The sequence below is a fragment of the Geobacillus sp. JS12 genome, from assembly GCF_001592395.1.
GTDB lineage: Bacteria > Bacillota > Bacilli > Bacillales > Anoxybacillaceae > Geobacillus > Geobacillus zalihae.
The window spans coordinates 1,212,616-1,225,097 of the sequence record NZ_CP014749.1 but is presented as its reverse complement, the minus strand read 5'-3'; the positions used below and the strand labels follow the sequence as shown (position 1 = coordinate 1,225,097).

At 46.9% G+C, this 12,482-nt stretch carries 11 protein-coding genes, 7 tRNA genes, 1 rRNA gene and 1 pseudogene; 19 read left to right on the top strand and 1 reads right to left on the bottom strand.

Annotated features, from left to right (window positions below; all coding sequences use genetic code 11):
* The first annotated feature begins 18 nt into the window (after nucleotides 1-18).
* From A0V43_RS20315 to A0V43_RS06030, 9 genes are all read left to right on the top strand, one after another.
* Nucleotides 19-786: a helix-turn-helix transcriptional regulator gene (locus tag A0V43_RS20315; protein WP_236930959.1), complete on the top strand. Its 768-nt coding sequence runs from the start codon at nucleotides 19-21 to the stop codon at nucleotides 784-786.
* Nucleotides 787-1,105: 319 nt separating this feature from the next.
* A complete protein-coding gene (locus A0V43_RS20310; RefSeq protein ID WP_236930957.1) occupies nucleotides 1,106-1,324 on the top strand; it encodes a hypothetical protein in 219 nt (72 codons plus the stop codon).
* Nucleotides 1,321-2,352: an ABC transporter substrate-binding protein gene (locus A0V43_RS06050; protein WP_236930955.1), complete on the top strand. Its 1,032-nt coding sequence runs from the start codon at nucleotides 1,321-1,323 to the stop codon at nucleotides 2,350-2,352. The genes A0V43_RS20310 and A0V43_RS06050 overlap by 4 nt, the downstream gene beginning before the upstream one ends.
* Nucleotides 2,353-2,441: 89 nt before the next feature.
* Complete coding sequence (locus A0V43_RS06045) at nucleotides 2,442-3,308, top strand: carbohydrate ABC transporter permease (protein ID WP_063192630.1); 867 nt, start codon at nucleotides 2,442-2,444, stop codon at nucleotides 3,306-3,308.
* Between the two features lie 83 nt (nucleotides 3,309-3,391).
* A complete protein-coding gene (locus tag A0V43_RS06040; protein ID WP_063193819.1) occupies nucleotides 3,392-4,198 on the top strand; it encodes a carbohydrate ABC transporter permease in 807 nt (268 codons plus the stop codon).
* Nucleotides 4,199-4,231: 33 nt separating this feature from the next.
* Complete coding sequence (locus A0V43_RS06035) at nucleotides 4,232-4,870, top strand: ROK family protein (RefSeq protein ID WP_128577984.1); 639 nt, start codon at nucleotides 4,232-4,234, stop codon at nucleotides 4,868-4,870.
* Nucleotides 4,837-4,986 carry an ROK family protein gene (locus tag A0V43_RS20995; RefSeq protein WP_164834611.1) on the top strand — a complete coding sequence of 50 codons (150 nt, stop codon included), beginning with the start codon at nucleotides 4,837-4,839 and terminating at the stop codon, nucleotides 4,984-4,986. Before A0V43_RS06035 ends, A0V43_RS20995 begins: the two co-directional genes overlap by 34 nt.
* Nucleotides 4,974-5,129, top strand: coding sequence for a hypothetical protein (locus A0V43_RS19730; protein ID WP_164834610.1), 156 nt, complete (start codon nucleotides 4,974-4,976; stop codon nucleotides 5,127-5,129). Before A0V43_RS20995 ends, A0V43_RS19730 begins: the two co-directional genes overlap by 13 nt.
* Nucleotides 5,130-5,262: 133 nt before the next feature.
* Nucleotides 5,263-8,196: an alpha-L-rhamnosidase gene (locus A0V43_RS06030; protein ID WP_063192629.1), complete on the top strand. Its 2,934-nt coding sequence runs from the start codon at nucleotides 5,263-5,265 to the stop codon at nucleotides 8,194-8,196.
* A gap of 171 nt (nucleotides 8,197-8,367) precedes the next feature.
* Here the strand turns inward: A0V43_RS06030 and A0V43_RS06025 are convergent, their stop codons facing one another.
* Nucleotides 8,368-9,159, bottom strand: a complete 792-nt coding sequence (locus A0V43_RS06025) for a DeoR/GlpR family DNA-binding transcription regulator (RefSeq protein WP_025950628.1) — start codon at nucleotides 9,157-9,159, stop codon at nucleotides 8,368-8,370.
* A 220-nt stretch (nucleotides 9,160-9,379) separates the two neighbouring features.
* Here A0V43_RS06025 and A0V43_RS06020 point away from each other — a divergent pair.
* From A0V43_RS06020 to A0V43_RS05980, 10 genes and pseudogenes are all read left to right on the top strand, one after another.
* Nucleotides 9,380-10,726, top strand: a pseudogene (locus tag A0V43_RS06020) (DUF6044 family protein); the annotation flags it as partial.
* Between the two features lie 246 nt (nucleotides 10,727-10,972).
* Nucleotides 10,973-11,062 (top strand): putative holin-like toxin, encoded by a 90-nt coding sequence (locus A0V43_RS20305; RefSeq protein ID WP_021322622.1) that lies wholly within the window; start codon nucleotides 10,973-10,975, stop codon nucleotides 11,060-11,062.
* Between the two features lie 343 nt (nucleotides 11,063-11,405).
* Nucleotides 11,406-11,522: ribosomal RNA gene (rrf, locus tag A0V43_RS06015) — 5S ribosomal RNA — on the top strand.
* Between the two features lie 9 nt (nucleotides 11,523-11,531).
* Nucleotides 11,532-11,606, top strand: a tRNA-Val gene (locus tag A0V43_RS06010).
* A gap of 4 nt (nucleotides 11,607-11,610) precedes the next feature.
* Nucleotides 11,611-11,681 (top strand) — tRNA-Ala (locus A0V43_RS06005).
* A 6-nt stretch (nucleotides 11,682-11,687) separates the two neighbouring features.
* A tRNA-Leu gene (locus tag A0V43_RS06000) sits at nucleotides 11,688-11,770 on the top strand.
* 17 nt (nucleotides 11,771-11,787) lie between these two features.
* A tRNA-Ser gene (locus A0V43_RS05995) sits at nucleotides 11,788-11,878 on the top strand.
* Nucleotides 11,879-12,172: 294 nt separating this feature from the next.
* Nucleotides 12,173-12,245 (top strand) — tRNA-Thr (locus tag A0V43_RS05990).
* Nucleotides 12,246-12,257: 12 nt separating this feature from the next.
* Nucleotides 12,258-12,339: transfer RNA gene (locus A0V43_RS05985), tRNA-Tyr, on the top strand.
* A gap of 9 nt (nucleotides 12,340-12,348) precedes the next feature.
* A tRNA-Ile gene (locus tag A0V43_RS05980) sits at nucleotides 12,349-12,422 on the top strand.
* Nucleotides 12,423-12,482 lie beyond the last annotated feature (60 nt).

The window sequence follows — 12,482 nt, the reverse complement described above, 5'->3', positions numbered from 1 at the left end:
GGAACAACATATGAGTATGTGGAAGATGCCCCCAAAAGTTATCAAGAGGCATTACAAGCGCTGCGTTATGGGCAATTTATGCAGGAGAACGGTTTAATTCGATTTGAAGATGTTGGAAAGAACCCAAATATTCCGATGAACCTGCCTGAACAAGAGGAAAACATGATTTTTTGCATGCGCTCTGGGGATCAAGAGGGACTTAGGGAGCAAATGCAACGTTTTCTCAAGCAGCTTGATCAACAGCGATTAAATCCCGATATACTGGAACAGGAACTGTTGAAAATGATTTATCTTGCCTTGGAAGTGGTGAAAGAGGTTCACAAAGACATGATTGCCATCAACGACCCTCATTATTTGCCGCATATCCATATTCGAGCCATCCGTACAAAAGAAGACTTGTACCGGTGGTTTCAGGAGCAAATGGAGAAAATGATGGAACGGTTGCTTGCTGCGCGCCGGGAAATTAAGCATGAAGCTGTTGCCAAAGCATGCGATTATATTGAGAAATATTATTTTCGCGATTTGACTTTGCAAGAAGTGGCGGAGTATGTAGGCATGAATCCCGCTTATTTTAGTCTGCTGTTTAAAGAAGAAATGGGGCAATCGTACATTAAATATTTAACAAACGTGCGAATGGAACAGGCGAAGAAGCTGTTGCGGGAGGGAGAAAAAGTCAGCGAAGTGAGCCAGAAGGTTGGCTACCATAGTTATCGTCATTTTTCAGAGCTGTTTAAAAAATACACCGGCATGAAACCAGGACAATATCGAGATATTTTTGACCAATAAAAAGAGGCCTCGCTGCATTGACGAAATGGAAGCGAGGTTTTTGGCATAATGGGGCGTATTGACTTTTATTCTGTCACCAAACATGATGAATGGTGATTGATAACGGGAATAGCCAAAAAAGAAATAAGATGGGTTATTCTAAAAAAAACGTACACACCCCCAAAAAATGAAGCGCTTACAAACAAAACAAAAAACATTTACAATAAAAACATCACAAAAAACAAATAGATTGAAAAGGGGAGTTGACTTTGACAGGAACAAAAAGGAAGTGGCTGTCCATCCTTTGTTCTACTGCTCTATTGGCAGGGATTTTATCAGGATGCGGCGGAAGCAAAGAAAACGCTTCGGGCAAGGGGGAGAAAAGGAGACGACTTTGACATTATTGACGGACAACGAAAATCCTCCTGTGCTTGAGGCATTGAAAGCTATTTCCGCAGAATTTGAAAAGAAGTATCACATCAAAACCGAAATCGAAACCCGTCCAGGAGGGCGGAAGGCGATAACTTGGTCAAAACGCGTCTCGCTACAGGAGATATGACAGACTTAGTTGCTTATAATTCTGGTTCGCTTCTACAAGCGCTAAATCCGGAGAAAAATTTCGTCGATCTTTCGAATGAACCGTATATTGATAAACTCGAAGATTCGTTTAAGAAGTCAGTCACTGTCAACAATAAAGTGTACGGTGTACCACTTGGGAATTTTGCAGCGGGCGGTTGGCTATACAACAAAAAAGTGTATCAAGAGCTTGGGCTTTCTGTTCCGAAAACGTGGGAAGAACTGATGGCCAACTGTGAAAAAATCAAAGCTGCGGGGAAAACGGCGGTGATTGGCACATACAGACATACGTGGACGTCTCAAGTTGTGTTTCTGGCCGACTTTTATAACGTGCTTGCGCAGGAACCGACGTTTGCGGAAGATTACACGGCCAATAAGGCAAAAATCGCCACCACACCTGTTGCATTAAGAGGCTTCGAAAAATTGGAGGAAATCTATAAGAAAGGCTACATGAATAAAGATTTTAACGCAACGACGTATGAAGACGGCTTGAAAATGCTGGCGGAAGGCAAAGGAGCTCATTACCCAATGATTTCCTTTGCGTTGCCAAACATTGAAAAGTTGTATCCAGATAAAGTGAACGATATCGGATTTTTCCCGCAGCCGAGCGACAGCCCCGATATCAATGGAATTACGGTATGGTCGCCAGGAGGCATTTATATTAATAAAGCAAGCGAACATGTCGAAGAAGCGAAGAAATGGCTTGAATTCTTCGTATCGGAAGAAGCGCAACAAATTTTATTGTCAAAAGTGAAGCCTTATGGCCCATCGGCAATTAAAGGAATCCAGCTGCCGGATGATACGTACACAGCCGTCAAAGATATGCTTCCGTACTTTGAACAAGGCAAAACAGCGCCTGCCCTTGAGTTTTTAAGCCCAGTCAAAGGCCCGAACCTCGAACAAATTACCGTTGCGGTTGGAAGCGGCCTCAAATCGGCGAAAGAAGGAGCCGAGTCTTATGATAAAGATGTTGAAAAGCAAGCGAAGCAGCTTGGCTTGAAAGGATGGTAAGCGGGTTGCGGCATCGATGCAAAATCAAGGCCCTGTCCACCGTTCGGCAGGGCTTCCTTTGACTCGAGACATAGAGAGGTGACGGTCGAATGAATCCTCTGGCAAATCGCACATATACGTATTGGTTTCTGATCCCGGCTGGCGTCATTTATTTTGTCTTTTTCTTGTTGCCGACGCTCATGTCGTTTTTCTTCAGCATGACGTGGTGGTCGCTGACCGATTGGAAATTCATTGGGTTGGATAACTTTAAAATGTTTTTAACGGAAGAATCGTTAAATATCGGTTTTCGAAATACGATTATTTATGCCGTTGTGACATGTTCTTTAAAAGTGGTTCTTGGTTTGCTTCTCGGTGTGTTTTTGAGTTCAAAGTTAAGAAGCGTAGGGTTTATTCGTTCGATGGTGTTTTTCCCCTCGCTCCTCAGCACGGTGGCCGTTGGGGTGGCTTTTATGGCGATGATGCATCCGTCGAAAGGATTAATCAACCTCGCCTTAAAAACGATCGGCATTGTGGGGCCGGACTGGCTTGGCGACACGAGAATCGCTCTTTTGTCGGTGGCGCTCGTGGATGTCTGGAAAGGAGTCGGAATGGCAACCGTGATTTTTATCGCCGGAATTATGTCGATTCCGCGCGATTATTATGAAGCGTTGATGATCGATGGAGGAAACGCGTTCCAGCGTTTTTGGCACATTACATTGCCGCTCAGCCGCCCGGCGATGAATTCCGTGATTATTCTCGCATTTATCGGCGGTCTCCGTTCTTTTGATTTGATTTGGGCGATGACGAAAGGCGGGCCTGGATTTAGCACGGACTTAATCGCTTCAATTATTTATAAACAATATCAAGCAGGTTTTTACGGTCTTTCGACAGCTGGAAACGTCATCTTATTCTTGCTCGTTTCTGCATTGGCTTTCCCGCTGTACGTCTATTTGAATCGAAAAGAGGTGAATTTGTAATGAACAAGGCAGTGAATCAGCAGCTTAAACTTCATGTTGCTTCCGAAAAACCGAAGAGCCTGACAAGCAAAAAGATTGGGAAGATGGCTGCCGAGTTTGTCGCTGTTTTATTGACCTTGGTTGTATTCGGCATTCCTTTTTATTTTGTCATGATCAATGCAGTAAAGGATGTGCAGGAATCTTCCCTGTTGAATATGGCATGGCCGAGTTCATTTCATCTGATTGAAAATATACGGACAGTGTTGGCGGCACAAGATGGCATGATCATTCGCGCTTTTTTTAACAGCCTTATGATCACCATGTTTTCGATTATTCTTCTCATTTTTCTTGGATCTATGGCGGGGTATGTGCTGCACCGAAAGAAAAGCAAAGCAACACCGTTTTTTGACTTTTTGATTCTTGTTGGGCTCATCATTCCTCCAGCAGTTGTGCCGACCATTTGGGTGCTCAATGAAATCGGCTTGTTTAAAACGATGCCAGGAATCGTTCTTGTTGAAGTGGCGCTCCAACTTCCGTTTACGGTGCTTCTTTATAAAAATTTCATGGCCACGATTCCAAAGGAAATTGATGAAGCGGCATTAATCGATGGCTGCGGACGTTTCCGTCTGTTTTTCTCCATTATCTTCCCGTTGTTAAAACCGGTTTCGGCGACAGTCGTGGTGTTGACGATGGTGGGAATTTATAACGACTTTGTCAATCCACTTTATTTTTATCCAGGCAAGGAAAACGCAACATTGCAACTGACGCTGTACAACTTTTTGAGTATGTACAATACGGAGTGGAACTTGCTGTTTACGAATATTCTCTTAATCTCGCTTCCGCCATTAATTTTGTTTATTTTCTTCAATAAGAAAATCGTTGAAGGCATGGTTGCGGGTTCCATCAAGTGATCGATACATCCATTTTGCATTTCATAGGGGCGGATGATGAACAAGTATATTGTGTTTGATGTTGGCGGCACGACAGTAAAACATAGCGTGATGCTAGAAGATTATACGATTCTTTCAAAGGACAGCTATCCTACTCAGCGCCATCATGTAGAGCTGTTTTTAGCAGATATGCTCAACGTCATTGAGATGTATAGGGATCTGCACGAAATTAGCGGCATTGCGATCAGTTTGCCGGGCTATATAAATCCATATACTGGATATGCTGAACGAGCGGGATCGATCACTGCATTGGACCATCAAAACTTGAAGCGTCTACTGGAAGAAAAAGTTCATCTAAGGGTGGAAGTTGAAAATGATGGCAATTGTGCGGCATTAGCAGAAAAATTAAATGGGAATGCCGTTGATTGTACAGACTTTATTTGCATAACGATTGGAACCGGGATCGGGGGAGGGATTTTCATCCATAATGAGCTAGTGCGCGGCACTGCGTTCAGAGGTGGAGAATTTGGATTTATGATTACTCAAGGCGGGAGGCGAAACAAGGATATCATGCATAAAAACGCCTCTACTTCTTCATTGGTCAATGGTTATAAGCAATTGAAGGGCTGGATCAAGGAGCAAATATATCCGGTGAGGAAGTGCTCCTTGAGGCGGAAAAGAATCCGGAGGTAAAGAAGCTGGTTGATTCATGGTTGAAATGTCTTAGTTATGGAATTTTCAACCTGGCTGTCACCTTAAATCCTCAGAAAATTTTGATTGGGGGAGGGATCAGTTCTTGGGGAATCTAGTCAATCAGCTCAACATTCATTTGGATAACATTGAGCTTTGGAAGGAATTTAAAATTCCTATTGAAACTTGCAAGCATCAAAACGACGCTGGAATGATAGGAGCTCTTTATCACTGGAAGAGAAGAGAGGGACTTGTTCCTTGAGTGAAAAACAAACAAATATCGAAAGGACGTTGGGGAAGCCTTGATTTCTGGCAAGCGAGCAGCTGATGCGATAACAAAAAAAGTTGGTTGAATGAAATCTAACGCCATGCAAAAAGCAGAAAGGGGAAACCATATGGATGTTTTGAAAGTCTGTGATACAAAATGCGAATACAAAACGAATCCTCTCGGAATTGATGTTCTGCGCCCGCGCCTCAGTTGGGTGATCGAATCGGATCAACGAGGAACTGTGCAGCAGGCATATCAAATTCAAGTATGGACGGAAGAACGCGGGGAAAAAATGATGGTCTGGGATCCCGGACGAGTCGAATCTGATCAGTCTATCCACATTGAATATGCTGGACCGAGACTTCGGTCCCGAACGAGATATTTCTATCGGGTGAAAGTGTGGGATAACTTTGGACGAGAGTCGGATTGGAGCGACACGGCCTGGTGGGAAACAGCTTTGTTGGAGTCGGCTGAATGGAAAGCGCGATGGATTACTCCTGATCCCAATGAGATCGACCCATTGGCAGAACCTGCTTTTTTGTTGAGAAAACCGTTTGAAGTGAACAAACCGATTGCAGCGGCGCGCGTGTATGCGACAGGCGTTGGCCTGTATGAACTGTACCTTAACGGACAACGCGTTGGGGAAGATGTGCTTACGCCTGGGTGGACGAGTTATCATAAGCGCCTTCAATATCAAACGTACGATGTGACGAGCCAATTATGTGAAGGCATCAATGCCATCGGTGTGATGTTGGCGGATGGTTGGTATAAAGGGACGCTGGGCTGGGAAGGGAAGCGACATATTTACGGCGATCGGCGCGCCGCTCTTGTGCAGCTTCATGTTTGTTATGAAGATGGGACCGAGGAAATCATTGTGACCGATTCGACATGGAAAGCGGCGACAGGCCCGATTTTATACTCGGAAATTTACCATGGAGAAGTATATGACGCTCGTCTTGAACAGCCAGGGTGGTGCGAAGGAAAGTTCGATGATTCGGATTGGAAGCCGACAGTAGTGCTCACGGATATGCCGTTGAACCATTTGATCGCGCAAGAAAATTGGCCGACGCGCATCACGGAAACGATTCGCCCCATCGCTTCATTTGTGACGCCTGCGGGGGAAGCGGTGCTGGATATGGGGCAAAATATGGTGGGCCGCATCCGAATGACGGTCAGCGCACCACCGGGAACAACGATTACGCTTCAACATGCTGAGGTTCTGGATAAAGAGGGGAATTTTTACACAGGAAATTTGCGCAGGGCAAAGCAGACGGTCACTTATATTGCCAAGGGGGAAGGAACAGAGACATATGCGCCCCATTTTACGTTTCAAGGATTTCGCTATGTCAAAGTGGAAGGATATCCGGGCCAAGAAAAAGGTCTGCCGCTGGATTGTTTTGTCGGCGAAGTGATCCACTCGGATATGGAGCCGACGGGGCATTTTGAATGTTCTCATCCACTCGTCAATCAACTCCAACAAAACATCCGTTGGGGACAGCGCGGCAACTTTGTTGATGTGCCGACCGATTGCCCACAGCGCGATGAACGGCTCGGATGGACGGGCGATGCGCAAGTATTCATCCGCACCGCTCTATTTAACTATCAAGGGGCGCCATTTTTTACAAAATGGCTGCGCGATTTAAAAGCGGACCAATTTCCAGACGGCGGCGTTCCGTTTGTCATCCCGAATATATTGGGAGCGGAAGGGGCGTCATCTTCCGCTGCATGGGGCGATGCCGCAGTCATTTGCCCGTGGACGGTGTATCTCGTGTATGGAGACAAACGATTGCTGGCGGAGCAATACGACAGCATGAAAGCGTGGGTCGAATATATACGCCGCCAAGGAGAAAACGAACATCTCTGGAATACCGGCTTCCATTTCGGTGACTGGCTGGCGCTCGATGCCAAGGAAAACAGCTATGTAGGTGCTACGCCCACCGATTTGATTGCGACAGCCTTTTACGCCTACTCGACACGTCTTGTCCGTGATGCCGCCGTCGTATTAAATAAAGCGGAAGACGTACGGACGTATACGGAATTGCTCAATCGCATCAAAGCGGCGTTTCAGCAGGAATTTATTACTCCGTCAGGTCGTCTCGCTTCTCCAACACAGACGGCGCATGTATTGGCGCTCATGTTTGATTTAGTAGAAGGAGAAGCGAAAAAACGAATTGCTCGTGAATTAAATGAGATGGTCATTGAAAACGACTACCATTTAACAACCGGCTTTGTCGGCACCCCTTATTTATGTTTCGTTTTGTCTGAAAACGGCTATCATGACACTGCAGTAAGATTGCTGCTGCAAGACACGTATCCATCATGGTTGTACAGTGTGAAAAAAGGCGCGACAACGATTTGGGAGCATTGGGACAGCATCAAGCCGGACGGTTCATTTTGGAGCGATGATATGAATTCTTTCAACCATTACGCGTACGGAGCCATTGGTGATTGGCTGTACCGCGTTGTCGCTGGGCTGGATCTTGATGAATCCGTACCGGCTTATCAACGCATCCGCATTCATCCGCGCTGGAGCGGCTTGGACTTGACATATGCGAAAGCGACGTACAAATCGATGTACGGATGGATTGAATCTTCTTGGGTATTGCAAGAGAACGATATTCGCATCCGCATCCGCATTCCAGCCAATGCGACGGCGAGACTCATTTTGCCTGAAGCGAGTGCGGGTGAAGTGAGGGAAAAAGGGAGAACGTTGGACAAAACGAACGGCATCCAGTCAGTTGCCGAGACGGAATACGGGGTTGAGCTCGTTGTCGGGTCTGGGGAATATGATTTTGTTTATCCAAATAAGCGTGGGTTTGTGCTCACATTTTCTGAGCATACGAGGTTCATTGATCTTCTTTCCCATGAAGAAACTGTAAACGTTCTAAAACAATACGCTCCAGAAGTGCTCGGTCTGTCGATGTTTGGGCATTTAAAAATGTTGACATTGCGTCAAATTGCCAACGTCGTGTCTTTGCCGTCTCATCGGTTGAACATGGTGATTGAACAATTGAACCAGCTTCATTTACAACAACCGTCAAAGATAGAGTCATCACGATAAGGTTTAAATTCAAGAAAATTCATATATATCTATATGTGGATGGGCAAGCAACAAAATTTCATTTTTCATCCAAAGCAGGCGGCTCACACATGCTCCGCCTGCTTTGATGCATTTGAGTGGATCCTCCGCTGAAACAAAGCTGCCATTCTTTTTGTATCCTCCTATGCCGGCCTATTCCAACGAAAGCCGATCGGCGCTCTGCTCTGTTCTGGCGATCGTCAGGACAATTTGCCGTTCCTGCAATTTGTGCACGGATTCATGGCCGATTTGATCGTCTGTAATGAGATGATGGATACAGTCAAGATCAGCCATATGAACAAACGTACGCACCCCAAACTTGCTTGAATCGGCCATCAAGATAACTTGATCGGCGATCGACATCATCTTTTTCTTCAGCAACGCCTGCCATTCGTTCGATTCACTTAATCCGCTTTCTAAATGAATCCCTTTGCATGACAAAAACGCTTTGTCAACATGGTACGTTTCCAACGATCGCTCTGCCAACGGCCCTACATAAGAGAGCGAACGCGGCGACAACATGCCGCCTGTTGAAATGACTTGAATTTTTTCTTTTTTGCTGAGCTCAATCGCGACTTTTATCGAGTTGGTCAAGACGGTTAGTGGCATGTCCGGAAGCGTTTTGGCCAAATACCAAGCGGTTGTGCTGGCGTCTAAAATGATGCGGTCGCCGCTTTTGACAAGCTTGGCCGCTTCTTCGGCGATCGCCTTTTTTTCTGTTGCGTTCGTGATCTCTCGTTCGGAAAAGTCGATTTCCGATTCATGGCGAATGCTGATGGCGCCCCCATGGCTTCGTTTCAGTTTGTTTTCCTTTTCTAATTTTTCAAGGTCGCGCCGGATCGTTTCCTCCGTAACGGAAAACAGCTTGCTTAGTTCAGAAACACGAACGCTTAACCGTTCATTGACGATCTCGACGATTTTTTGCTGCCGTTCTGCTGCTAACATGAGGAACTCCTTTCTGGATTGTTGTTTTTTGTCTGTTTCTTTCTGTTTATATCTATATCATAACATATTTTCGATGCATGTCATGGGCTGATTTTCTGTTGCAGCTTCATAAAGAAGTGGAGGCTCTTCATCCATCCTCCCTTCGACCGTCCTTAGGAATAATTTTCTCCTAATTGCACATCGTATCCAATAGAAACTTGGAAATAGGAGCGTCATGCCGATGGACGTACAAAGCGAGCGGCGATTTTTCCTTTTGGCGCTTGGCGTCATCGCCCTTTACGTGTCCCCGCTCTTTCTCCTTGGCGAAAACGCCCATATTCGCGTCCACGATAATTTGGATTCCAATATCGCTTGGTATAAGGTGCTCTCCGAAAGCGGAAAAATCACCGGGCCGCTTGACGCGAAGATTCCGCAAATCGCCAACGGCAAGTTGTCAAGAAATGCCCTCGGTTCGGAGTTGACCGGCATCGTCTGGCTGCACGCGTTATTTCCCACGATGACTGCTTATGCGCTCAGCCAAACGATCACAAGGGTGGTGGTATTTGTCGGCATGTATTTGTTGTTGAAAACGCATTTCCTGCCCGAGCCGCGTTGGATGGCTGTTCGCATCGGCGTGGCGCTCGCATTTGCGCTGACGCTGTTTTGGCCGTCGGGGATGTTAAGCACGCTCGGCATGCCGCTTGCGCTCTGGGCGTTTTTGAGCATCCGGAAAGGCGAGGGGGAGTGGAAACATTACGTCGCGCTCACGCTTCTCCCGTTTTATTCCAGCTTTGTGCTCGGGTTCTTTTTCTTTCTTGCCGCCATGGGCACTCTTTGGCTTTTGGATGTGCTGCGCGGGAAGGGGTGGAACATCCGCTTTTTGACTTCCATCGCTTACATGACGCTGTTGTATTTGCTTGTCGAGTACCGGCTTGTGTACTCGTTTTTATGGGAAGACGAGCCGACAAGCCGGGATGAGTACTTCCATGCCCGTTTGTCGTTTTGGCATTGCGTCCGCTTGACGTGGAAAAATTTTATCCTCGGCCACCATCACGTCATGACCGAGCATACGTTTTTTATTTTGCCAAGCTGGTTGGTGGCGTTGTATCTCGTTTTCGTGAAAAAACGGTGGAAGCAAGAACGGTTATTTCTTTTCCTATTCGGACTGAATTTCGCGCTGTCGGCATGGTACGCCTTTTGGTTTTATAAAGGGTGGCTGCCGCTTACCGAGCGGTTTCATTTTTTGGACACGTTTAACTTTGCCCGCTTTCATTTTTTTTTGCGCCCGCTTGTCATTTATGTGCAGTTTGCGCTGGCGTTGAAAATCATGTGGCAATATGGCGAAAACGGGAGAAGGTGGGCGAAGCGGCTGCTAGCGGCCCAAGTGATCTTGGTGTTTTTGATTAACGAAGAAATCGTCTTCCGCTACGAGCCGACGGTAAAACAATTTTACGCGGAAAAACAGTTCCAAGAAATCAAGCAATACATCGGGCTCCCGGTGTCCGACTACCGCGTCGTCAGCATCGGCATTCACCCCGCCATCGCCCAATACAACGGGTTTTACACGCTCGATACGTACAACAACTTTTCGAGCGCTTGATGAAAACGCCGGAGTTTCAGCGGTTATAGGAAGCAGGGGAGAAGGACTGTGGAAGCGGCGGTACGAAGCAACAGGAAAAGTGGCGTTTGTCCCCTCGGGTAGGGAAACATTCCTAATTTTCAACGAGGATGCGAATGTATATTCGCATTTGTTTGATTTGATGGTATAATGAAACATGCACAGCTATATGCAGGGTGGGCAGTGGCCACTCCCTGAACGAAAGGGGTGGTGCTGATGATGTCGATTGCCGACGCGCTGACGCTCATGATTGCGTTTGCGTCACTCATCGTCGCGGTGATCGCCGTATCCAAAGACAAAAAGTAACCCACCCTGCTAGGCCGAGGCGAGGGTAGGTTACGATGCCCGAGGCTTGGGCCACTGCACTTCTTGCAGCGGCTGTGTATGGACAGGGCATTGGTGGCCGCCAATGCCCTGCTTTATTATACGTTCCTTCTTCCTTTATTATACGCGTATAAAGAAGGGGATGACAAGAATTTTCGAGAAAGGGACAGTGAAGATCGAAAAAAATGAAAAAGAGGGTTGACTCTTTCGTTTTTTTATAGTAAATTTTACATTGTCGTTCCGATTCTGAAGGAACTGAAATATAAAGATACAAAAAAACTTGACAAACTTTTGGATTGCTTTATAATGAAAATCGTCGCCATTGCCTAGTGGTGATAGCGGAGGGGAAACACCCGTTCCCATCCCGAACACGGAAGTTAAGCCCTCCAGCGCCGATGGTAGTTGGGGCCAGCGCCCCTGCAAGAGTAGGTCGCTGCTAGGCAAACAACGTGGAGTATTAGCTCAGCGGGAGAGCACCACGTTGACAGCGTGGGGGTCACTGGTTCGATCCCAGTATACTCCACCATCATGGGGCGTTAGTTCAGGGGAGAACGCTTCGCTGGCAGCGAAGAGGTCAGGGGTTCAAATCCCCTACGCTCCATTGTATGCGGTCGTGGCGGAATGGCAGACGCGCTAGGTTGAGGGCCTAGTGGGGGCAACCCCGTGGAGGTTCAAGTCCTCTCGACCGCATCGCTCCAAACAGTTATGGAGGAGTACCCAAGTCTGGCTGAAGGGGTCGGTTTCGAAAACCGATAGGGTGTCACAGCCCGCGGGGTTCGAATCCCTCCTCCTCCGCCATAAATATTGATTTAGCTCAATTGGTAGAGACGAGCATCTGCTTCGTCGAGTCGGCTTCGAGTTGCCTCGACGCATCCTGCTTCCTCGAAACAGCTTGTAGAGGAAGAGGCACAGAGCACAACAATGAGCCACCTTCTTGCATTTATTTTATGCCGACTTAGCTCAATTGGTAGAGACGAGCATCTGCATCGTCGAATTTGCTTCGAGTTGTCCCGACGCATCTAGCTTCTTCGAATTGGCTGGTAGAGGAAGGGACACAACAGAAGCCAAGGAGTCACGGTCTACTTCTATCATGCCGACTTAGCTCAATTGGTAGAGCAACTGAATCGTAATCAGTAGGTTGCGGGTTCGAGTCCTGCAGTCGGCATTTTTTATTTATGGAGGGGTAGCGAAGTGGCTAAACGCGGCGGACTGTAAATCCGCTCCCTTTGGGTTCGGCGGTTCGAATCCGTCCCCCTCCATTCATAAACGGGCCTATAGCTCAGCTGGTCAGAGCGCACGCCTGATAAGCGTGAGGTCGGTGGTTCAAGTCCACTTAGGCCCATTTTTTATGACAGATGGCAAGAGCAATTCTTGCCATCTTTTTTTATGCCATCGCTAACGG